Origin of the sequence: Bacteroides zhangwenhongii (assembly GCF_009193325.2) — a bacterium.
GTDB lineage: Bacteria > Bacteroidota > Bacteroidia > Bacteroidales > Bacteroidaceae > Bacteroides > Bacteroides zhangwenhongii.
The window spans coordinates 2,874,421-2,897,999 of record NZ_CP059856.1; the positions used below are offsets into that span (position 1 = coordinate 2,874,421).

A 23,579-nucleotide genomic window follows, 5' to 3' on the forward strand; every position below is an offset into this window, starting at 1 on the left:
GCTCTTTTGTTTATCTTTGTTGTCTTTTACTGAAGACTTTCTTCCGTCATGACCATTCCAGGTATCGTAAACCAAAAACGCGATCCCTTACCTTTTTCGGAGTCAACGCCAATACGTCCACCTAATTGTTCCACAATACTTTGGCAAATAGAAAGTCCTAATCCAGTGCCATGCACAAAAGAATTAAGCTTTACAAAACGCTCAAAGATATGCGGCAATTGTTCCTTCTCTATTCCTATCCCCGTATCCTGAACATAGAATTCCAATCCTTCATCTTTCAGCACATATCCCACACGGATACTGCCCTCTGAAGTAAACTTAATCGCGTTGTTCACAAAATTGGATATCACCTGATATATACGGTTACGGTCACTAGTAATATGGCAAATAGAAAAATTCGGTTCGAATACTAACTTAACATTCTCTTTCGTTTTCATCTGCATAGAACGGACCAGATCTTCACACAGCAGATTCACATCCACATCTCCATGCGAGAATTCAAATGTCCCTGCCTCAATTTTGGAAAGGTCGAGAATATCCGATATCAACTGTAACAGCAAATCATTATTTTCCCGCACGATCTTCATATACTCTCTCCGTTCTTCTATATCCGCAGTTTCCACCAATAAATCGGAGAAGCCTACGATAGCATTCAGAGGCGTGCGGATTTCATGGCTCATATTGGCAAGGAAAGCACTTTTCAGACGATCCATCATCTCCGCCTTATCACGTGCATGAATCAGCTCAGCCTCCGTCTCTTTCAGTTTCGTTATATCGTAATTGATGCCAATGATTTCAATTTCACCCTCTTCCGGTTTATATTGGGTTACCATCACATTCGTATTTACCCAGTTCCACTCATTGTCCGTTCCGGGACGAAGAATACGCATTTCTCCTTGAAAATGTTTTCTTTTCCCGACTTTGACCTCTTTATAAAAATCAAGCAGACGTTCACGGTCTTCCGGATGCATTTTACGATAAACTCCCACTACATCACTTAATGCAATATCTTCCTCTTCTCCCATATTCTTATACCATTGCTTGATGGCATATCCCTTTCGGTTCAGAATATTTAATTTTGCATAACCAACCTTTGCATAATCAGATATCATCAAGAAGAAATTCTCAAAGTCACGAATACGGTTCATTGCATCAATACGTTCCGTATTGTCAATACTAATCAGAATATACCCGATAAACTCACCCTCTCTATCATACAGTTTGGTTACTTTCGAATATAACTCTATCCCATCAGAACGCATGGTACTATAATATCCATCGATTTGCTCGAAAGAGTAATTAAGCCGGAAGTCCACTAAATCCTCATTTCGTATACGGTCACGAATATTCTGCGGGAGGTTCGGGTTCTCAAATATATTAATGCCTATTACATCCTCCTTATTGGCAATTCCGAATATTTCCAAATTCTTATTGTTCAGATCAAGCAGATATCCATCCTTATCATAAATTTCCACTCCTGCCGGAATATTAGCAAAAATATTTTTGAAAAGTTTCTCACTACGGTCTAACGCACGATTTGCTTCTACAGCCTCGGTTGAATCCGTGAACAATCCTACCACCTCATCTTTCTCCGGTGAATACACAATCCAATGAGTGTATAATCCTGTTTGAGGGAAATACTCATCCTTCTCTTTATAAGACTTACTATCAAGCACTCCAAAGATAAAATCCATTTTCTCTGAATAATCGGAAAACAAATCCGAAGCCAACACACCTACATATTGTTCCAAAGGTTTGCCAAAGAAATGGGAACTGATCTGATTAGCATCCGTTATCCGATAATCATAAGGCTTGTTGTTCTCGTCACGAAGAACAGACATACGTATATACCCCATTGGCATAAAATGGAAGAGATTACGTAAGAAAGACTGTTCATAAGTTACTTTATCTTTTGCTACGCGTAGTTCAATACAAATGCTTATAATATTTCCCAACGAAGAGAACCATTGAAAATCCTCGTTGCTCCAGTTACGATAACTATCTATCAATTCAATACCCATTCCTCCCCATACATGATCCCCAGCCATCAAAGGAGTTACCATGAATGAATAGACTCCCCGCTCAGCAAATTCTCGTCTCATTTCCAATGCTTCTTCCGGTAGTTGTTTCAACGAATTCAAAACGATAGCTTTGCCAGACAGAATCTGCTGATTCCACCATTCCGACCGATCGACCGGTATGTCTTGCCAACATTGTTTTTCCGTCGACATCCCTTCGGAAACGACTTCATACGTGCAACTGCGATGAGTGTGTTCTTTATTGTACTCGAAAATATAGACACGTCCTTTCCCATTATAAAGATTCAGGATATCCTTTAAAATCTCTGTTACACATTCTTCAACTCTTTCATCCCGAAGAAAACGGTATAAAGACTGCGAGATGTAATTCTGACGGAGAAGCAAATCATTCACACGCTTCAGGGCTTTCTTCTGTTCTATTTGTTCAGGAGCCTCCACACGCTGAATCACACCAAAAGATTTGTCTCCTCCATTAGTTCCCGTTCCTTTCTCACGTAAAGCTAAACGAGTATGCAACCAGACTTCACCATGTTTCGAGTGGATGGGAAAGGTTTGTTCGTAAAAATCCTTATGGATAGAGCTATTTGCCCGGAATTCGTGTGCAATCTGACAGCGATAATCTTCACGCACCAAGTTCAGAAAATCAGAGAATGAGATAGTATCTCCATCCAAATCCAGAAGATCACAAAGAAAGTCGGAACAAAGATAATATCCCCCCGCCAAATCAGCTTCCCACCATCCCAGTTGAGCCAAAGAAGCCATTTTACGATACCGTTCGTAGTCTGTATGCATACACATTGATTTTTAAAGATACAAATATAAGCAAAATACATTACAAGCAGCTGTTTACAGCTTAAATTTCAAGGCCATACAGATAGAATAGTTGACAAACGGAACAATAAATGCGTACGCCGGTATCGACGCACGCATCAAACAATTGAAAAGCCTCTTTAATCTTTTATTAATTCAAAGTCGGAAAAGAAACGGTCGTTGAAATGAGCCGCAGAATAAAAGTCATCCAATGAAATATCGTCCACCGAAGTAAATGAAGGACCATTCAAGGTAATCATATTGTATTCCGTCTGTTTGAAATCATCGTTAATGATACGTCCGGTGTATCCGAACCGAAGTCTGGAGATTTCTTCCCAATCGTCTTTCAAGCGATAAACCACTCCGGCACGGAGATTCAGATCATTCTTCGTCAGAGAAGAGAAAGTACGGAACTGTGTATTACCTCCTACCAATCCGTATCCGGTTTCATTCCGGGTTATCTGGTTGATACGGCGATCCGGCTCATATCCGCGCACCATATTATAAGAGGCTCCCGCGGCAACGCTCAGCCGGTCTGTCAATCCCCAGTTCGTCATGATCTGGTTGACTAATAACAGATTGTCGTTCACCTGCTGACGACGGGGCATTCCCAGATTACCGTAATCGTCACTGAAAGTAGCGTCTTTCCCTTCGTTGTTTCCCACCGACTGCACATTGCTATGTACCATCATGAAGTTGTAAGACAAATGATGACGATTGTGCATATCATAATCTACATTAGCCAATGCCAACTGACTGATATTCGTTGTTGACTTATGTCCGTTCAGATCTTTGTATATAGTACCACCCGTATTTGTATTACGTATGATTTCATCCGTATATCGATAATCAACGGAATGTCCCACAGTGGCAAAGAACGAAAGAGCATCCCGTTGCCGACCTACATAAAACTTCTTTCCGCCTGCGATATTATAACTGCGGTCCATCTGGAAGTTTTGCGCCGACGGGTCGAGTTTGTTCTTAAATCCCCACACATCCGTGCCCGGTTCCGTCCGATTGGCAAATCCCAGCAGATTCACTCCCTCTGGTTGGAAGAAATCGGAGGAAAGGGTCTGTGTATTCACACCGGCCGATACACTGGCGCTAATGTAACCGTCACCTACCAGTTCTTTGGACGAGATATCAATATTTGCGCCCCCTACATCGCCTCCGTTCCCGGCAGTAAATGCTTTGTTGACTCCTACGGACTGTATAAGGTCGGTTCCGAAAAAATCAAGAGAGATATTCTTGTATTCCGGGTCTTCCGACAGCACAGGGAAACCATTGAACGTAGTAGTATTATAGCGGTCACCCAATCCACGTACGAATACGTTCTTCACACCGTCCTGCTTGGAAATTCCGGCGACTTTCGTCACAGCTCCTTCCGCATCCGAAACTCCTTTGCGTGAAAGCTCCTTCACACTGACCGATTGCACGGCAATGACCGCCTTTTGCTGTTCCAGCAAAGCCATATTCTCATTTTTCCGGTTCTTTTTCGCCACAACAACCACATCCAACAGTTCTTGCGCATCCGTCTCCATCTCCATATTCAGAATGACCAGATTCCCATTCTCTACGCGGACCTTCCGACGTACTTCAGTCTTATATCCTACGTATTTAATCTCGATATCATACATACCCTCCAACACTCCCACACCGTTTAGCTCAAAATTACCGTTCATATCGGTAACCGCTCCGGTCTGGGTTCCAAGCAAGCGTATCGTCGCACCTATCAAAGGCTCTTTGGATAACTTGTCCTTTACAGCTCCTTTAATCTTGATATTGGCAGCCAATGCGGGAAGTACACACAACAGACAAAAGAAGGCCGCCACTGAAAATCGGATAAGAAATAGCTTTTTCATCTACCTTTACTCTACGTTTTTTTGATTACGTCGGCAAAGGTAGATGGCCTGTGTTACAAGATTGAGACAAAGAAAATACAATCAATTGAAAGAGTCGTTGCAATGTTATTACACTGCGCAAAAAGTCTAAGCTTTTGCATTTTAGACCTATAAATATTTAATAAGAGCGACTTAAATCAGTTTCTTCTTCTTTCGATAATTCTCACGGAACTCTTTAGGAGAACAGCACTTCTTCTTTTTAAAGATACGGTTGAAATTGGAAAGGTTATTGAATCCACATTCATAGCAGATCTCGGCAATAGACATCGTAGAGTCCACCAACAGACGAGCGGCAAAACCCAAACGGATATCAATGATATAATCGGAAAGGTTCTTGCCCGTCCGCAACTTAAAAAAACGGCTGAACGACACATCCGTCATTCCTACCATACCGGCTAACTGCCCCAGGCGTATCTCTTCCTTGTAATGGGTGTTGATGTATTCCTGTACTTTCTGTACCCGCCGACTGTCCGAGTGAATATCTATTTTGGCAAAAGACGAGCTGGACAATGTCCGTGCCTCTTCTTCAAAAAGAGAAAGTTCATACAATATCGACAGGAACTTAATCACGGCATAGAATCCCTCCTTTTCGGAAGCTAAAGTATCCAGCAACGGATAGACCTTAAGTATGGCAGACATCGGAAAGTATAACCCTTTCTGCGCCTTTTCCAACATCCGGCGGATAGAATCAAACTGATTCTTATTGATAAAACTCTTGAAAAAAAGGTCGGATGAAAATTGAATCGTTATCTCCCGTATCTGCCTGGAATGACAATCATTCTGCTCCCAAACGTGTTCCAGATCTTTTCCCGTTATCAATACTAAATCATAATCGCCTATCACTTCCGAAGAATCACCAACAATTCTTCTTACACCTGCCGCTTGCTCTATGAAATTCAATTCAAATTCGGGATGATTATGAATGGGATATGTAAATTCCGTCTTATAGCGTTCTGCAATGTAAAAACAATCCTTATCTGACAAAGGAGTAATCTCGCGGATAATCTGGCTATTAGGTAAAGGGACATTCATAATATATAACATTTTAAGGTACTGTAATTATTCACTCTATCAGTTTTCTATCTTTACTCCTATCCGGCGCAAGTCCGCACCCGACGGATTCTGGAAGACACGCAAGTCAAATTCCGGAATAATGGCAAGCACATGATCGAAAACATCCGCCTGTATGCCTTCATACGGAATCCAGTCCTTAGAAGCGGAAAAGAAATAAAGTTCCATCGGAATACCTGTTTCGGTAGGTTGGAGCTGGCGTACCATGCACGTCAAGTCTTGATTGACGGTAGGCAGGCTTTTCAGATAATTCGTAAGATAGGCACGAAAGACGCCCAAGTTAGTCTGGCGACGACCGTTCACCAATACGGAGTTGTCAATATGATGCTCTTTATTATACTCCTTCACGACCTTCTCCGTTGTCTCCACATACTCCTTCAGCAATTGGATTTTACGATATTTCGCCAACATCTCCGGTGTACAGAAACGAACGCTGGTCATGTCGATATTAATGGAACGCTTCACACGCCGTCCACCGGATTCCCGCATCCCCTGCCAGTTCTGGAAAGAATCACTGACCAGCAGATAAGGCGGTATGGTCGTAATCGTATTATCCCAGTTACGCACTTTTACCGTATTCAAAGTCACTTCTATCACGGTTCCGTCAGCACCATATTTCGGCATAGCAATCCAGTCGCCTACTTTCAGCATATTATTGGCAGAAAGCTGAATACCGGAGACAAAACCCATAATACTATCCTTGAACACCAGCATCAGGATAGCGGCCGAAGCTCCCAATCCGGTAAGCAACACCATCGGACTCTGCTTAATCAGAATACTTACGATAATAATAGCCCCGACAAAGAAAAGAACGACTTGGGCGGTCTGCAACAACCCCTTCAGAGGCTTGTCCTTATATTGCTCCTTTTCACTGTAAACATGATATACCGCCGACAGAAAGACACTGATGAAACGGAGGAAAACCGCCAAGATATAAATAAGGCAAAGCCGTCGCAGGAAATCGAGCAAGTTGGAGTCGGCATGTTCCGGGAAAGCGATGGGAATAGCAAGGTAAATCAATATCGGGGCTACCATCCGGCTGACGTGAACCATCACCTTATGGTCGAACACTATGTCGTCCCAAGTAGCTTTGGTCCGTTTTACCAATTTCGCTACCGTACGCAAAATGATCTTACGGCAAATCAGATTAGCCAACAAAGCCACACCAATAATCAGCAACAAAATGACAAAGTTGTCCACCTTATCCGCCAAAGCCTCATCCATTCCTGCCGAAAGCAATGCATGGTTCACTTCCTGAATCACTACATCAGTCACCTCCTGCGTTCCGCCATTGGCCAACTCAACTGTCACGGTATCAACTATTTCTTTTACTTCTTCCATAAGTAATCTTCTCTCTATTCTTCTTTCTTGTTCTTATTTCCCTTGTTCCAGGTATTCACGAATATCCTGTCGCAGCCAGTCGTAGTGGAAAAGCCGCTTATAAGCCACATTCTTCTTCAACATGATTTCCACATTTACCTGACTGTTCTGATAACAAGTCAATTCGTTCTTAAATTGTTCATTATGTTCGGCAAGTCGCTTGATTTCCTGTTCCCGTTCCCGGCGCAATACCGTACAGACCGGTATCAGAAGTTTCATCACCACATTATCCATCACGTGGTGTCCCTGCATATACAGATAGGTATTTTCCGGAAATAGCCCCAACTCTCTCAGATCTGTCCCTAAGGCATTTACTTGATTCATGCTGCGGGAAAAACGTTTCTTCAGTTCCGACAATTTCTGATTTACCCGTTGCTGCAATGATTCAAGACTCTTTTCCGGGTGTCTGAGATTTATCTCACGCAGAGAAGTATAGGCATGAAAATCATACATCGGAAAGGTGTAAGTATCCCGTTGGCGGTAGAACCACACGTTCCATAAGAAAAGCGGATATACGATTTCAGAGTATCTTTTCAGGTAAGCATTGAAGTCCATCACAAAACGGTCGTTCAACGTAGCCTGCACACATACCTCATGGAGGCTTTCGGCAAAGCAATGATAGTTCTCAATGGCGTATGTATAGGTCTGGAAGATATATTTGTTGCGGTTGATTTTACGGGAAGTATTGGTTGCGCCCTGCAACAGGAAATCATAATCGCTGTCCACACAGGCAATCAGGCTTCTTCCCAGTTCCGCGGTATTCAACGTATTCATCAAGACCATCTTTTTCCCTTTAGCCAATGAGGTAGTAGAAGGAAGCATTACCTGGAAATAGTGTTCGTCATCTTCAAATTCTTCGAGCAACGTACGCCAGAAAGCAATGTCATCATAGCTTTCCACATAAGCTATGATACGCTGACGGGCCTTCTTTGAATAAAGCTTATGAGCGGCATTGAAATAAGAAGATGTCAGGTTATCTCGTAGTGAAGTTGCCATTATTATATAATGTTGAAATATCACTTACTTCCGTCACTGCATCCAGCCAGCCCTCCATAATGACGGCCGGCGAATGGGTAGTCAGGATGATCTGTACATTCGGATTCAACTCACGTATCATGGCAATCAACTTCTGTTGCCATTCAATGTGGAGAGAGGCTTCCGGCTCATCCATAAACAGTACGCAATGGCTGTTGTCCTGCACAAGCACGGTCAACAGAATGACCAGCATTTGCTTCTCACCGGAAGAAAGTTTGTAGGGAAACAACAGTTCTCCATCCTGATAGAAAGCAATATCATTCCGTTTGCGGTCTATTTTCTTGCGTGTATAACTGAACAGCTCGTCAATCATATCCTGAAAACGACGCTTGGCTATGGACAAAGTAGCTGCTTTGGCCCGTACTTTCTCGTCATTATCGGAGAGCATTTCAATCATCTTGTTACCTATATTGACCTGATAATCAAGATAGCGACGTTGCAACAGATAAAGCTGCCAATCCAATTCGGACTTCACATTCTTATCGGCCATGCGGGCAGTAAAGTCACCCATAATCAGAGGACGGTCGTAACTCCGGATCACATCGTATGGGATATAGGTCGCCTGAGGATTGTCGAAGAAAAGACGGACACCGTTCTTCTCGTCACTTTTCATTTCGCCGGAGAGTTCTTCAAGATATCCTACCGAACGGTTCAAGATGGTAGTTTTTCCTACTCCGTTAATACCGGAAAGGATATTCACATCGGGACGCAAATCCCATCCTATATTAAAACGCTCCCAAAGCCCATGAATTTCGATACGACGGATATAGTTGGCCTGTTGTTCCATAATATTCAATTTTATTCAAGGCAAATATAAACAAATCATACGACAAATTAGCTACCTTTGCAGCAGTTTTCAATAAAGGTAACAATTAAAAAGGCGTATACGCACTTATGAAGAATAACAAGAATCTGCAAGGTCATCTGTTTGCACTTACGGCAAACGTCATGTGGGGGCTGATGTCTCCTATCGGTAAATCAGCGCTTCAGGAATTCTCCGCAATATCCGTCACCACTTTTCGGATGGTGGGAGCGGCGGCGGCTTTCTGGATACTTTCCATTTTCTGCAAACAGGAACACGTGAATCATCAGGATATGCTGAAGATATTCTTCGCTTCACTGTTTGCTTTGGTGTTCAATCAGGGAGTATTCATTTTCGGCCTTTCAATGACTTCACCCATCGACGCTTCCATCGTAACCACTACTTTACCGATTGTCACTATGATCGTAGCGGCTATTTATCTGAAAGAACCGATTACCAATAAAAAGGTACTGGGTATTTTCGTCGGCGCTATGGGAGCGCTTATCCTCATTATGAGCAGCCAAGCGGGAAACAACGGGAACGGAAGCTTAATCGGCGACCTGCTTTGTCTGGTGGCACAGATCAGTTTCTCCATCTACTTAACCGTATTCAAGGGATTATCCCAGCAATATTCGGCAGTCACTATCAATAAGTGGATGTTCGTTTACGCTTCGATGTGTTACATACCGTTCTCTTATCACGACATTTCCATCATTCAATGGGAGGCAGTCTCCACAATCGCCATCATAGAGGTTCTTTACGTAGTATTGGGAGGCAGTTTCCTTGCCTATCTCTGCATCATGACCGCACAGAAACTACTCCGTCCCACCGTTGTCAGTATGTATAACTATATGCAGCCGATTGTAGCTACAATCGCTGCCATCATCATGGGGATAGGAAGCTTCGGCTGGCAGAAAGGACTGGCTATCGCACTCGTGTTCTTGGGAGTATATATCGTGACACAGAGCAAATCAAGAGCCGACTTCGAAAAGATAGGGAAAGAACTGTAATCTGTGGTGAACTACATCTTTAAGTCCTCAAAATAAGTGTCCAGCAAACTTTTGGCGGCTATGAATGAAGTAAGATTACCACTTAATACTTGTTGTTCCTTCTCTTGAAGCATGGATTCAATCTTCGGATTATGGTAGAAACTGTCGCGAAGCTGTTCATTAATGCTTTCATACATCCAGTATTTGCTCTGCTCGTTACGGCGATATTCAAAATAGCCATTTTCTTTTACAAAGGCAATGTACTCATAAACCATATCCCACACTTCCTTAACGCCTATATTGTAAAAACCGGAATAAGTCAGAACCTTTGGTGTCCATCCGGATTCGGGCGCAGGAAACAGATGCAGCGCATTACGGAACTGAGTGGCAGCCAGCTTGGCACGTTCCAGATTATCTCCGTCGGCTTTATTAATCACAATACCGTCCGCCATCTCCATAATGCCACGCTTGATACCTTGCAATTCATCTCCTGTTCCTGCCAACTGAATCAACAGGAAGAAATCGACCATCGAATGGACAGCTGTCTCGCTCTGTCCCACTCCCACGGTCTCCACAAAGATTTTATCGAATCCGGCCGCCTCGCAAAGAATAATCGTTTCACGCGTCTTACGTGCTACTCCTCCCAATGAACCGGCCGACGGGCTGGGCCGGATAAATGATTTAGGATGTACGGAAAGCTGTTCCATACGGGTTTTATCTCCCAAAATGCTTCCTTTGCTACGCTCACTACTCGGGTCGATTGCCAATACGGCCAACTTACCGCCTTTTTCGAGCACGTGCAGGCCGAAGACATCAATCGAAGTACTCTTTCCTGCACCGGGAACACCGCTGATACCTACCCGGATCGAATTGCCGGAATAGGGAAGACACTTCTCTATCACCTCTTGGGCAACGGACTGATGTTCGGGTTTCACACTTTCAACTAACGTCACAGCCTGACTTAGTATAGTGACATCACCTTTTGTAATGCCGTCCACAAACTCAGCCACCGAGAGCTGGCGTTTCTTAGGCTTCCGTTTCAGATAAGGGTTCACCGACGAGGGCTGTTCAATACCTTTATTGACAACAAGCCCCTTATATTCTTCACTATTTTCAGGATGTTCCATAGCGATAGGATTTAACGTTTGATATTGATTTCAACTTTCGGGCGCAACGGGTCGTTTGTTATCATCAAGATACGCAAGTGGTGTTTCTTATTACCCACATCACGCTTACGAATAGTCACTTTCAACTTCGTCATTCCATCCGGAGGAAGTACCGTTTTTTTCAAGCTTACTCCGACCGACGAGTTGAATACCTGCAACTTACTAATTACCAATGGAGTCTTTCCGGCATTAGCGATCAGGATATCATGACTGGCTTTCTTCTTCTTTATCAACGGCACGCTAAGATCGATGTCCGTTTCCGAGATTCGTATAGCAGGCGCATTCAAAGAGTCATTCGCTGTCATACGCGAGAAGTCGGGAAGAAGAATAGCCGAAACCGGTATTTCATTATCTTCGCTCACCTTATCACCGGAAAAACGGGAAAGGTAAACGGATGTCTGCGTCAATCCGTAGTCTTTCAACTGGCTGGCATCCAACGTCAGTTTCACAGTGCCTTTTTTACCTTTCAGCAGAACCTTAGGCTCCGCTTCCATTTTAAGATAAGGAGGCAGATGCATCAACACCGGTTCGTACGGACGGTCGGATAGGTTCGCAATGCTAAAAGTCATCGTGGGCTTCTGACCATGATACACATCGGGGAAGGCTAATTCGTCACGATCGATACGGATATTGCCTATTGCATAAGGATGAGTCTTGGTATAGTCTTTTATCTCTTGCACCACTTCACCGATAAATTTCAGATAAATCAGGTTGGGCGTGGCATTGCTGTATATTCCTACTGTTTTTTCAAAGTGTCCCAAAGCTTTGGCGTCAAAGGAGGCTTTGACAATTCCTTTTCCTCCGGGAGCAATCGGTTCTTTGGTCCAGTCGGCTACGGAACAGGCGCAAGAGGTAGTGACATTGGTAAGCACCAATGGCTGGTTACCGGTATTGGTAATTGTATATTCCACCGTCACCGGGCGTTTCCATTCTATTTGTCCGAAATTATGTGTCTCTTTATTGGAAGAGATGCGAGGTTGGGCAACGGCTGCCAAAGCGACAGTGAGTAGAGAAAATATAAATAGCAAACTACGTTTCATGCGATACTTTTTTATTTTGGTGCACAAATGTAGGACTTTTAGATGAGTTTCTCACCACAGATTACACAGATTAACACAGATTGGGAAAAGACTTTACTTGCAGACAAGGCCTGTTATGCCTTGTCTGCAAACTAAAATCTTCGCTTTTGGTTATTCAATAATAATTGTCATTGATACGGAATGTGAAGCGTATTCGGGAGCGTATGCGCACTGAATAGTGGCCAGTCCTGTTTCGTAAGTTCCTTCACGGCTCACACGGTAGCTGTATTCCAGTACGTAGACGCCTTTGCCCAAATGGTCGAAGAAGAAGTTGGTAGAGGCGTCTTTAATATCTACATAATAACCGAATCCATTGTTCCAGCGATAACCGGAAATACTGCCGACAGGCTCGAAGCAGGCGCCACGCTGGTCTTTCAACTGCACAAAGTCCATCGTACGGTCTACACTAATGGTCAGACGGGAAACAACTTTATCACCTACTGTGAGAACGGTCTTAGAAGTAATAGGCTGCAATTGTGCAACGTTGTTCTCTATGCGTTCTACGTACAATTGCTTCTCTACATTCAATGCACCACCCTGTTGTTTCACATCACTGATAGGAGAATCGTATTCGGCGTAAACAGCTCCCCAAGCGATACCCGGATTCCTCTTTTCCACTTCAATCTTACGGGCGTCTACCACATTTTTCTGTGTGAACGAACGTTTGATATAACCCAATCCCGGAACGGTTGTCTTAGTCGGAGATACCGTTTCCAGTACCTCGTTGGCAATCACAATACGTACGTCCCCTTGATTATCGAGCAGATTGGCGCCTTTCATCAACAGGGCATACACAGCGTCCGCCGTAGCTACCGGAGAACTCCACTGCTGCGTCTGTTTTTGCTTTAACAGCCAGAGTTTCATTTCTTCGACTGTTTCCCGGTTTCCGTTTCCGCCAATCAGTTCCAATGCTTCCATCACGTCTACATGGGCTTGCAACTTCATACCTCCCCAAGCATACGGATTCTCGTTGAAGGCAAAGAACATTCCTTGCTCATCCGTTTTCGTCAGATGTTCCTTCAAGGAAGCGACAAACTCTTGGGCTTCTTTCTTACGCCCGGCTTTATCAAGTACAATGGCTGCAATCGCTTTCGTTTCCATCGAAGAAGAGGTTAGCAACTCTCCCACTTTAGACAGATAATAAGCATAAGCAATCTTACTTGCCGCAGGAACCTGTTCACCGGAAATCGCGACAATATACAGATATTGCAGAATACCGCTTGAAACTCCTGTCTGTTTCACTCCCTTTTTCTGCGCTTTCAGTATATTCTTGTATTCTTCTAAAGCCGACTGATGAAGATAAGTTAATGCCTTAGCCTGCAAGTCAAGAGCGGTTCCACTCAATGGCGCACCTGTCAGTAGCGCAAGGCGGGCATTCAGGTCGGCAATATAAGCCGTTACATAACGACTGCCGTTCATTCCCTTAAACCATGACCAAGCACCGTCGGAATTCTGCAATTCCTGCAATCTGGTCAAAGCCGCAATGTTATTGCTGCGGATATTATTCAGGTCGAACAGCGTAGCGATACGTTCTTTCTGCTGTTCTTCCGTCTTGGCTTCGAGTACCCACGGCGATTCGGACAACAGAATGTTCTTCACTTCCTGGTTCTTTTGCAAATTACTCAAGAAGGTTTCTTTCGTACCGCCTTGAAGTTTCCAGCTATCGAAAACCGCCTTAATGCGCGGCTGGCTGTTCATAATGTAAGAAGCCAATGTATTTGCATAGTAGGCTGTAGCCCACGAAATAGCATTGTTATTCACTGGGAGGCTTAGCGAAGGCAGTGCCTGAATGGCATACCAAGCCGGATTTCCCGTAAACTCAATGGTCAGTTTGCGGTCGGTCGCCGTTTTACTATGCTGATTGAACAAGCTGTCGAGTGAGAATGTACGGGTTTCTTCTCCACGCACAGGCATCGGAAGCGTCTCTACCAAATGTTCCTTATTGCTCAGCACCGGAAGAAGTTGTTGCTCACCGTCACTGAACGTACCGCTATCGGCTATCATCCGGCAACCCAGTATCTCGTATTTATCATTCACGGTAAATCTGAAATTCACTCCGATTGTCTTTCCGGCAGCTACCGAGAATTTTTGTTTCTGCGTGCTGACAACTTTTTCCGTCATCGGATCGAAAAGAATCATACTGACTGTACCTGCCTGCGGCTTGCCTGTCATATTGGAGATAGAAGCGGCAATAGACGTCTTGTCGCCTACACGGACGAAGCGAGGGAGATTAGGAGTCAACATAAATTCCTTGCTCGTGGTAGCTTCACCATCCAACGTTCCCGTCAGCATTCCCTTGGTATGGGAATATCCACGAAAGTTCCAACGTGTCAGACTTTCGGGCATAGTGAAAGAGAAGGATATTTCTCCCCGTTCATTCGTACGAAGCTGCGGATAGAAGAAAGCTGTTTCGGCAAGGTTCGTACGCAAGTCGGCGGGTGCATCAGGAAGGGTTTCTTCTTCAAATTCCGCATCAGTAGCCTCAGAGACTAAGGCAGGCACATATTTCACTTCCACCGCATTGCTCCGGCTTGCAACACTACCCGTCATCGCTGCTTTCTTCTGCACTTCAAGCCCTCTAACCACCACTCCATCGGCCAATATTTCGGATTCAAAGAACACATTTCCGATCCTTGACGGCATTACGAAATAGTCATACGCCAGCACCGGCACTTTCAGCGTCTTATTGTTCCACCAGTAATTGAATGAGTTGTTTCCAAAATAGCCATTCATCCAACGGAAATTAGGAAGTATCCGATTATAGTAAAGCCGGAAATCCTGTCGGCGATTCCAAATTTTATCTAATGACGCGTCATACATCGTAGCCAGCATTTCCGCATCAGCGGCCTGCCCCTGCGGTGTCTTAATCGTCAATTTCCACTCTTCTTTCTGTCCGGGACGCAATTTGTCACGGAACACCTCCCACTTCATCGTCAAATTCTTATCCGCCAAGCGTTTCTCTACCGAGACCTGTTCCTGATAAAGCTGCCCGTCTCTTACCATACAGAAGTTCACAAAAATACCGTCTCCATAGCTCTCCAGATACGGATAGGTAAAACGCACAATCGTATCGGACAAGTTCAACGCCTTACTTTCCAGTTGTTTGTCACCACAGAAGACGTTCATCATCACATAAGTGTCTTTTTCTGAAGTACCGAAACAGAATACTGCCGGGCGGGTTGCATCAAACTCCGTATTTTCCGCATAGAACCAAGTAGGTGATTTCACCGGCGGACGCTTGTCGCCGATAGAGAATAGGATCGTCTGAGCCTCCGTCTCCACTTCTTTTCCCTGACTGTCTTTCGCTACCGCTTTCAGCATATAAGCTCCCGATGGAAGATTCTTCCAGTCAAGCGTCATTTCCTTATTAGAAGTAAATGTTCCTGTTGCAACGGGATTCTCACTTACCTTCTTAAAGCCGGTTTCTTTCAGCCTACTCTCTTTCACGTTTGTCTCTTCGAGGGGATACAGATAGTAATTGCCATTCACCTCCACAGGCTGTTCGTTCAGGTTCTGAGCTTTAAACACAATATCAAACGGCCGGTCTTTGCACGTCTTCTTGTCCAACTCCATCTGTAGAACCAACGAACGGTTACCTGCCGAAATCACATCCGTAGAAGATTGCGTTTCACCTGCCACATTGGTAACAGTAGCTTCGATGGAATAACGGTAATATACTCTATCATTATTCTTATACTCGTCACTTTCCTCCAGACGGACGGGTATCGTAAATTCTCCATTCTCATTGGCAGTCACCTCTCCGGAAGCAATCTGCACAGCCCCCGAAATTCTCCAGAGGTTATATGCAGAACGTTTTACCGTATATTTCACCGGAAGATCCTGAAGCGACACACCGCTATAAGATTGAATCTTACCTTTCACCTGCACTTCATCTCCGAGCTTGTAGCTTTCCGTCTGCTTTTCAAAAGTTATATCAAATGTCGGACGTTTATAATCTTCTACACGAACAGTCGTTCCACCCTCTCCCGCCGTTAAAGAAAAGACTCCGTTCAGACAAGCGGAAGGCAAAGCAAAATCAGTCGCAAACGAACCGAATTCATTGGTACGTACAGATTTCCGTCCCACTTCCTGATAGTTCGCATCGTACAAAGTCACTGTATAGGGTTTGTTCGGAATCACATCGGCTGTGTCCGATTTCTGGGCAAATGCAATACCTTTCACATACACAGTCTGTCCCGGACGATACAGAGAACGGTCGGTCAACAACGTCATTTCCTCAACAGCTTTATCTTTATTGCCGTAGTATCCATAACTTCCGCCATAAATTCCTTGTTTCGGCATAGCCGTATCCGTGCCTTTCGAGGCTTTCAGATACCGATACTTGGCATTCCTGAGGAATACCACTTTTCCCTCTTTATCGGTCGTAAACTCTTGCAACACCTTCTCGTCACTACTGTATAGTGTAACTTTCGCATTGGGAATGGGATGTCCGGTCTGTCCGTCCAGAGTCACCACCTCGTATTGGTTTTCGGGCAGACGGCAGGTCAATACTTTAAAACGTGTCACGTTAAACTTGCTTTCGCTATCCCTCTTGGCACGGATATCCGGAATAATACGCATCACGTAAGTTCCCAAATCCGGAGCTTTGAATGTAAATACAGTATCCTTTGCCCGATAATCTTTCGGACGAAGAACGGAATAATGTTGTTCTTTAACCAGTTTCTTCGCCTGATACAGCCGCACAGTAAAGCCATCCAGATTTTTATGTCCCACATTCAACTTGATTTCTTCATTCGGAAAGGCCTGGCTCACTGCACTGACATTCAAGAAAGGCGCTAAAATCTCTTCACGGAGATTCTTCAGCGCATTTATCCTGCGATAGCCCGGATAAAGACGGATCGCCTCATCACAAAGTTGCAAAGCGTTGACTTGCTGCATCTTCTCAACAGCATAGCGGGCTTGTGCCAAATAGACTTCCGCACATATCGGCTCTGATTTGAACTGCCTTTTAAGCTCGTCCAAAGCGGCATTATATGTGTCTGCCGTCCATTCGCCCAATCCTTTTTTTAGTTGGACAGGCTGCAATTTGTTATCATTGCCACGTTCCCATTCCAGATATTGAAGCATGGTCAATACATACCCCTCTTTAAGCCCGGCCGTCTCATAAGCGTCAGCCATACGCTCATATATATTGATAATATCCTGTTTCACAGGAGAAACTGTGATACCATTGAAGCTGCCGCGTTCGAGTCTTTCAATCTGATTCAGAGCCCTGACGGCACGGGAAGCCAGCAGATGGTACATATCGTGATGATAATATTCGCTGGTTTCGCCCAGCTCCACAAAAGGAATGTAATTGCGTGAAGAAGTTTTGAGCAATAAGAGAGAGTCCGCCAAAGCTTCCTTTACATTAGTCCGCACTTTCTCTACAAACATATTCGCCGTCCATTCGCGTATATCTGCGGACGGAGTCTCACCTACAATCTCGGTTCTTTGCCGGAGTTGCCACTGGTTGTCGGCAGCATAATTGGCATAGAATTCCGCTATCAAAGAGTGTAATATGGCGCGATCCATCGGCTGTTCTGTCTGCTTCGCCCATTGCTCCAAGTCTCTTAAACCGACATAAAAGCTATCCGGTGTCAATATATCCTGAGTTTTCATCCGCCACATATACGCTTTCAACATTTGTGCGGAATTCCTTTCTTTCTCTCCTTTCTGATAAATTTCATCAGTCAGTTTTATCACTGTCTTAGGCAAGCTCTTTTTCTCCGCCTGCTCCACTTCTTTCCATAATTTGTCGAAAGTCTGTGCTTGCATTGCCGGAATCACTCCCAGTCCAAACAGCACCATCATACAAATCTGCCTTACTTTCATAATCTCTCCAGTTTAAGTTTGATAGATATCTTTGCTTAAACAACAAAGTAAAGAAATAAAGTTTAAAGATTTGTACTTTTTAGCTTAAATTTTGCTTTCATCCTTACTGTAATTCAAAGATATACAGAACGGATAACCGGCCTTACAGTATATAAACAAAGTGGGGATATCGTTTTCAATAACGTATCCCCACTCTAAACTTAGTTAATATACTCGTTCTCATTTCTCAATTCTATACCCCCATGACAGCATTTCGTTACGACCTACTTCACTGAGGATTTTTCTTACTAAAGAACTCATTTTCTTTGCCATAATCTTAAATCTTTTAAATTACTAATTCCTGAAAACTAAAACTTACTTGTTAGGGGTTGCATTAATTGTCGAATATCCCCAAACATGTACATCGGCTTCGCCGATCTTTCTAAACAATCTTTTTAACCTTTTCATTTTGTTATCCTCCTAATTACATGTTTTACAACACAAAAATACGGCCTTTGTTTATACGTTGTACCCCAAAAAGAGACAAATTTATGTTTTATAGCATATTTCTTGACTTGCGTCAATTAATTTATTTGTTATAAAAGGCAATTGTAACAGAGTGGCAGTTAATAAGACAAAAAGGCACAGATGAAATGTCATCCGTGCCTTTTGCTAAATTATATCTACATTATATCTACCTATATATAATAGGTATAGGTACGCTCTTATTTAATCGGAGTCTGCTCTAAGGTGGCCACCAGGAAGTCATAGAACTTCTGCACAGTGGGAATCAGCGCTCTTTCATCCGGTGAATGCGGTGAACGCAAGGTCGGGCCGAAAGAAATCATATCCAATCCCGGAATAATAGCACCGATAATGCCACATTCCAAACCTGCATGGATTACTTTCACTGCCGGTTCTACTCCAAACTGCTGCTTATAGGACGCTTTCATCGCTTTCAGAATCGGAGAATCGACATTCGGTTGCCAACCGGAGTAACCGCCTGTCATCTCCACCTTCATCCCTGCCATAGAGAAACAAGATTCGAGACTGGTAGTCAAATATTCCTTCATGCTGTCGCTTGAACTGCGAGCCAAAATCTTAATAGCCGCTTTGCCTTCGCCAATCGTTATTATGGCAAGATTGGAGGATGTCTCTACCGTGTCCGGAACAGTAGGAATCATACGTGTCACCCCATTCTGACAAGCAAAAATCGCATCAATCAGGTTGTCCTGAATCTCTTCCGGAACTTCACCAGCCGGAAGTTCCACACGTTCCGCCGTGAAACTGATCGGAGTCTCGATAGCCGAATATTCTTCATTGAACAGGTCTTCGCAATATTTCACCAAGCCCAACAGCTCTTTTTCATTTTCGGCAGGAATTGTAATTACCGCATGCGCTTCACGCGGGATAGCATTACGCATATTACCGCCTTCCCAACTTGCCAAGCGAGCTTCATAGCTGGCAACGGCTTCACGAATAAAACGAACCAGCAATTTATTCGCATTGGCACGTCCTTCATTGATTTCCAGTCCCGAATGTCCGCCGCGCAATCCTTTCAATGTTACTTTCACTGCGATATCTCCTTCTTCCGGAGCCACCTCTTTATATTCCAGAGTAGCAGTGACATCCATACCTCCGGCACAACCGATATACAATTCACCTTCATCTTCCGAATCCAGATTCAACAGGATTTCCCCATTCACCGTACCCGGTTTCAGACCGAACGCACCATACATCCCGGTCTCTTCATCCTTAGTGATCAGAGCTTCCAAAGGACCGTGTTTCAAATCTTTTGCTTCCAGCACGGCCATGATGGCAGCTACCCCCAGTCCGTTGTCCGCACCCAAAGTTGTACCTTTCGCTTTTACCCAGTCACCGTCTATATAAGTTTCAATCGGATCTTTTTCAAAATCGTGTACAGTATCGTTGTTCTTTTGGGGAACCATATCCATGTGTGCCTGAAGAATCACGCCTTTGCGGTTTTCCATACCCGGAGTTGCCGGCTTACGTATAATCACGTTGCCTGCTTCGTCTACAAAAGATTCCAGTCCTAAGCCTTTTCCGAAGTTAATCAGAAATTCAGTCACTTTTTCCATATGCCCTGACGGACGAGGAATCTGAGTCAACGAATAAAAATGCTTCCATACGTTTTGTGGAGCTAAAGAAAGAATAGTACTCATAACAAATCTATTTTTATTAAGTGATTACTTTCGCTGTCTGTTGGTGAACGGCAATGCCGCCAAACCATATATGCCCAACAAAACTACTAAAAAGGTTTGAATACCGTGCACAATCAAGGCAAATATTCCGGCATTTGTCACATTTACTCCATAAAGCATCATCATAGAGATAACGGCAAAGTGCCATGGACCCGCTCCGTTGGGGGTCGGCACGATCACTGCGAATGTGCCGCCAACAAACATGACCAAAGCCGCCATCATGCCTAAATGCGCAGTGAAAGCAAAGCAATAGAACGTGAAGTAAAAGTGGAAAAAGTAACAAGCCCAAATAGCTAATGTATAAAATATAAATAAAGGAATATTGCGTACTCCACGCAAGGACATAATTCCCTCCCAGATATTCAAGACAAAACCTTTTACCCGTTCATAAAAGAATAATGTCTTTCGTAAATAATAAAGTAACATCGCCACTCCGATGAAACAGAACAGGACAATATAAAACCATACGGACGTCAACAGATGCATCATGGAAGGTATCTTCGTTCCGGTCTGTTGAAGAAAAGTGACAAATATCGGCATCTGCAGCAAGACGGTAATTCCTGTTATCAGGAGAATGGTCAACGTATCGACCAACCGTTCCGTCACGACTGTTCCCAATGATTTGGCAAACGACACATCATCGTATTTTGCCAATATTCCGCAACGGCTCACTTCTCCGATACGGGGAACGACCAAACTGGCAGCATAAGAAACAAAAATGGCATTCACACAATCCCTTCTTTTAGGAAACGCATCCAAAGGCTCCAACGTCTGCCGCCACCGCCAGCCACGAAACACTTGCGCAAATATTCCGAACAACAGCGAGAAAAGCATCCACCACCAATTTGTACCATGCTTCAACACATCGCCCGCCTCTGCAAAATCAAAGTCGCGATACACCCAGAATAAAATAAAGCCGCCCAAAACAATCGGTAATATCAGTTTCAGCGTCTTTTTTAACAGTTTCTTCATCCTTAATTCTTCATTAGCTACGCTGGCATATCATTTATTTTTAATTAGTGGCACGTTCTTCATTTAAAAGAATTACCTTTGTCGACTGCAAAAGTAATTATTTAGTTGGTAAATGAAATTAGTAAAGCCTAAAAAGTTTCTCGGACAGCACTTTCTGAAAGATTTGAAAGTAGCTCAGGATATTGCCGATACGGTCGACACCTTTCCCGAACTGCCCATTTTAGAGGTAGGACCGGGTATGGGCGTACTGACTCAATTTCTGGTGAAGAAAGACCGGCTGGTAAAAGTCGTAGAAGTTGACTATGAATCGGTTGCTTATCTCCGCGAAGCCTATCCGTCACTGGAAGACCATATTATTGAAGACGATTTCCTGAAGATGAATCTTCACCGGTTGTTTAATGGGAAACCTTTCGTTCTGACCGGTAATTACCCGTATAATATCTCCAGCCAGATCTTTTTCAAGATGTTGGATAATAAGGATATCATTCCTTGTTGCACAGGTATGATCCAGAAAGAGGTTGCCGAACGTATTGCCGCCGGACCGGGCAGCAAAACATACGGTATTCTCAGCGTATTGATTCAAGCGTGGTACAAGGTGGAATATCTGTTTACCGTCAGCGAACACGTATTCAACCCACCCCCAAAAGTCAAAAGTGCCGTTATCCGTATGACGCGCAACGAAGTCCAAGAGCTGGGATGCGACGAGAAGTTATTCAAGCAGGTGGTGAAAACCACCTTCAACCAACGGCGCAAGACTTTGCGCAATTCCATCAAACCGATCTTAGGCAAAGATTGTCCGCTGACAGAGGATTCATTATTCAATAAACGTCCGGAACAACTATCGGTAGAAGAATTTATCGACTTGACCAATAAAGTGGAAGAAGCACTGAAACAACAATGAACGAGGAATACATTGATACCGTAAAACACCTTATAGAGCAGAAAGACGCTGATAAGGTAAAAGAACTCCTCGTCGACCTTCATCCGGCCGACATCGCTGAGTTATGCAATGACTTGAATGCGGAAGGAGCCAGATTCATTTATCGCTTGCTCGACAATGAAACGGCCGCCGACGTGTTGGTCGAAATGGATGAGGACGCACGTAAAGAGCTTCTCGAAATGCTTCCTTCGGAGACTATCGCCAAACGCTTTGTCGACTATATGGATACGGATGACGCCGTAGACCTGATGCGTGAACTTGACGAGGACAAACAGGAAGAAGTTCTTTCGCATATCGAAGACATCGAACAGGCAGGAGATATTGTCGACTTGTTGAAATACGACGAAAATACCGCCGGCGGTTTGATGGGTACGGAAATGGTACTTGTCAACGAGAACTGGAGTATGCCCGAGTGTCTGAAAGAGATGCGGCAACAAGCGGAGGAGCTGGATGAGATCTATTATGTATATGTCATCGACGACGACGAACGTTTGCGTGGTATCTTCCCGCTCAAGAAAATGATTACTTCTCCATCCGTGTCCAAAGTAAAGCATGTGATGCAGAAAGATCCGATTTCCGTGCACGTAGACACTCCTATCGATGAAGTGGTACAAGCGATTGAGAAGTATGACTTGGTGGCTATTCCCGTTATCGACAGCATCGGGCGGCTCGTAGGACAAATCACTGTCGACGACGTCATGGATGAGGTTCGTGAACAGTCGGAACGTGATTACCAATTGGCTTCCGGTCTTTCGCAAGACGTAGAAACCGACGACAACGTACTCAAGCAGACTACTGCCCGTCTCCCCTGGTTATTGATCGGTATGCTCGGCGGTATCGGAAACTCCATGATTCTGGGTAACTTCGATTCAACCTTTGCCGCCCATCCTGAAATGGCGCTCTATATCCCGCTTATCGGTGGTACAGGTGGAAATGTCGGAACACAATCTTCGGCTATCATCGTGCAAGGGCTGGCAAACAGCTCGCTGGATGCTAAAAACACATTCAAGCAAGTGACCAAAGAAGCAGTAGTGGCGTTAATCAATGCTACAATCATCTCTCTATTGGTATATACATATAATTTCATCCGCTTCGGCGCAACGGCTACGGTTACGTATTCCGTATCCATCAGTCTGTTTGCCGTAGTGATGTTCGCTTCTATTTTTGGAACACTCGTGCCAATGACGCTCGAAAAGCTAAAAATAGATCCCGCCATTGCAACGGGGCCCTTTATTGCCATCACAAATGACATTATCGGCATGATGTTGTACATGGGAATTACGGTTTTATTATCATAAAAACAGGCTAAACAAAAAAAAATAAGCAAAATAGTATGAAGTAATCGTTTTATTTCATTAA

At 44.0% G+C, this 23,579-nt stretch carries 13 protein-coding genes and 1 pseudogene; 3 read left to right on the forward strand and 11 right to left on the reverse strand.

Annotated features, from left to right (window positions below; all coding sequences use genetic code 11):
• Positions 1–26: 26 nt before the first annotated feature.
• The 6 genes and pseudogenes from GD630_RS11535 to GD630_RS11560 all read right to left on the reverse strand — a co-directional run bounded on the left by GD630_RS11535 (position 27) and on the right by GD630_RS11560 (position 9,023).
• Positions 27–2,831: a sensor histidine kinase gene (locus GD630_RS11535; RefSeq protein ID WP_143864886.1), complete on the reverse strand. Its 2,805-nt coding sequence runs from the start codon at positions 2,829–2,831 to the stop codon at positions 27–29.
• A gap of 185 nt (positions 2,832–3,016) precedes the next feature.
• A pseudogene (locus GD630_RS11540) lies at positions 3,017–4,711 on the reverse strand (carboxypeptidase-like regulatory domain-containing protein); the annotation flags it as partial.
• A 171-nt stretch (positions 4,712–4,882) separates the two neighbouring features.
• A complete protein-coding gene (locus GD630_RS11545) occupies positions 4,883–5,782 on the reverse strand; it encodes an AraC family transcriptional regulator (RefSeq protein WP_143864885.1) in 900 nt (299 codons plus the stop codon).
• A gap of 39 nt (positions 5,783–5,821) precedes the next feature.
• A complete protein-coding gene (locus tag GD630_RS11550; protein ID WP_143864884.1) occupies positions 5,822–7,162 on the reverse strand; it encodes a mechanosensitive ion channel family protein in 1,341 nt (446 codons plus the stop codon).
• Positions 7,163–7,195: 33 nt separating this feature from the next.
• Positions 7,196–8,197, reverse strand: coding sequence for a DUF4435 domain-containing protein (locus GD630_RS11555; protein ID WP_143864883.1), 1,002 nt, complete (start codon positions 8,195–8,197; stop codon positions 7,196–7,198).
• On the reverse strand, positions 8,175–9,023 hold the full coding sequence (locus GD630_RS11560; RefSeq protein ID WP_007764689.1) for an AAA family ATPase: 849 nt from the start codon (positions 9,021–9,023) through the stop codon (positions 8,175–8,177). The genes GD630_RS11555 and GD630_RS11560 overlap by 23 nt, the downstream gene beginning before the upstream one ends.
• A 107-nt stretch (positions 9,024–9,130) precedes the next feature.
• On the opposite strand from GD630_RS11560, the gene GD630_RS11565 reads away from it, so the two are divergent.
• Entirely contained in the window at positions 9,131–10,048 is a 918-nt protein-coding gene (locus GD630_RS11565; protein WP_143864882.1) for a DMT family transporter, read from the forward strand.
• Positions 10,049–10,059: 11 nt separating this feature from the next.
• On the opposite strand, the gene meaB is transcribed toward GD630_RS11565, so the two are convergent.
• The 5 genes from meaB to GD630_RS11590 all read right to left on the reverse strand — a co-directional run bounded on the left by meaB (position 10,060) and on the right by GD630_RS11590 (position 21,280).
• The gene (gene meaB / locus GD630_RS11570) at positions 10,060–11,154 is read right to left on the reverse strand and encodes a methylmalonyl Co-A mutase-associated GTPase MeaB (protein WP_143864881.1); all 1,095 of its coding nucleotides are present in this window, start codon (positions 11,152–11,154) and stop codon (positions 10,060–10,062) included.
• Positions 11,155–11,165: 11 nt separating this feature from the next.
• Positions 11,166–12,233 carry a DUF1573 domain-containing protein gene (locus GD630_RS11575; RefSeq protein ID WP_143864880.1) on the reverse strand — a complete coding sequence of 356 codons (1,068 nt, stop codon included), beginning with the start codon at positions 12,231–12,233 and terminating at the stop codon, positions 11,166–11,168.
• Between the two features lie 150 nt (positions 12,234–12,383).
• Positions 12,384–18,107 carry an alpha-2-macroglobulin family protein gene (locus GD630_RS11580; RefSeq protein WP_182505595.1) on the reverse strand — a complete coding sequence of 1,908 codons (5,724 nt, stop codon included), beginning with the start codon at positions 18,105–18,107 and terminating at the stop codon, positions 12,384–12,386.
• Between the two features lie 704 nt (positions 18,108–18,811).
• Complete coding sequence (locus tag GD630_RS11585; RefSeq protein WP_143864879.1) at positions 18,812–20,269, reverse strand: aminoacyl-histidine dipeptidase; 1,458 nt, start codon at positions 20,267–20,269, stop codon at positions 18,812–18,814.
• 24 nt (positions 20,270–20,293) lie between these two features.
• On the reverse strand, positions 20,294–21,280 hold the full coding sequence (locus tag GD630_RS11590; RefSeq protein WP_007764677.1) for a lysylphosphatidylglycerol synthase transmembrane domain-containing protein: 987 nt from the start codon (positions 21,278–21,280) through the stop codon (positions 20,294–20,296).
• A gap of 112 nt (positions 21,281–21,392) precedes the next feature.
• Here GD630_RS11590 and rsmA point away from each other — a divergent pair, with 112 nt between their 5' ends.
• Together rsmA and mgtE are read left to right on the forward strand one after the other, a co-directional pair.
• On the forward strand, positions 21,393–22,181 hold the full coding sequence (gene rsmA, locus GD630_RS11595) for a 16S rRNA (adenine(1518)-N(6)/adenine(1519)-N(6))-dimethyltransferase RsmA (RefSeq protein ID WP_143864878.1): 789 nt from the start codon (positions 21,393–21,395) through the stop codon (positions 22,179–22,181).
• Positions 22,178–23,518 carry a magnesium transporter gene (mgtE, locus tag GD630_RS11600; protein WP_007764675.1) on the forward strand — a complete coding sequence of 447 codons (1,341 nt, stop codon included), beginning with the start codon at positions 22,178–22,180 and terminating at the stop codon, positions 23,516–23,518. Before rsmA ends, mgtE begins: the two co-directional genes overlap by 4 nt.
• The last annotated feature ends 61 nt before the right edge of the window (positions 23,519–23,579 follow it).

Coding starts and splice junctions, on each gene's coding strand:
- GD630_RS11535 (WP_143864886.1), bottom strand. CDS start 2,831: ATGCATACAGACTACGAACGGTATCGTAAAATGGCTTCTTTGGCTCAA.
- GD630_RS11585 (WP_143864879.1), bottom strand. CDS start 20,269: ATGAGTACTATTCTTTCTTTAGCTCCACAAAACGTATGGAAGCATTTT.
- GD630_RS11575 (WP_143864880.1), bottom strand. CDS start 12,233: ATGAAACGTAGTTTGCTATTTATATTTTCTCTACTCACTGTCGCTTTG.
- GD630_RS11550 (WP_143864884.1), bottom strand. CDS start 7,162: ATGGAAGAAGTAAAAGAAATAGTTGATACCGTGACAGTTGAGTTGGCC.
- GD630_RS11580 (WP_182505595.1), bottom strand. CDS start 18,107: ATGAAAGTAAGGCAGATTTGTATGATGGTGCTGTTTGGACTGGGAGTG.
- GD630_RS11560 (WP_007764689.1), bottom strand. CDS start 9,023: ATGGAACAACAGGCCAACTATATCCGTCGTATCGAAATTCATGGGCTT.
- GD630_RS11590 (WP_007764677.1), bottom strand. CDS start 21,280: ATGAAGAAACTGTTAAAAAAGACGCTGAAACTGATATTACCGATTGTT.
- GD630_RS11555 (WP_143864883.1), bottom strand. CDS start 8,197: ATGGCAACTTCACTACGAGATAACCTGACATCTTCTTATTTCAATGCC.
- mgtE (WP_007764675.1), top strand. CDS start 22,178: ATGAACGAGGAATACATTGATACCGTAAAACACCTTATAGAGCAGAAA.
- rsmA (WP_143864878.1), top strand. CDS start 21,393: ATGAAATTAGTAAAGCCTAAAAAGTTTCTCGGACAGCACTTTCTGAAA.
- GD630_RS11545 (WP_143864885.1), bottom strand. CDS start 5,782: ATGAATGTCCCTTTACCTAATAGCCAGATTATCCGCGAGATTACTCCT.
- meaB (WP_143864881.1), bottom strand. CDS start 11,154: ATGGAACATCCTGAAAATAGTGAAGAATATAAGGGGCTTGTTGTCAAT.
- GD630_RS11565 (WP_143864882.1), top strand. CDS start 9,131: ATGAAGAATAACAAGAATCTGCAAGGTCATCTGTTTGCACTTACGGCA.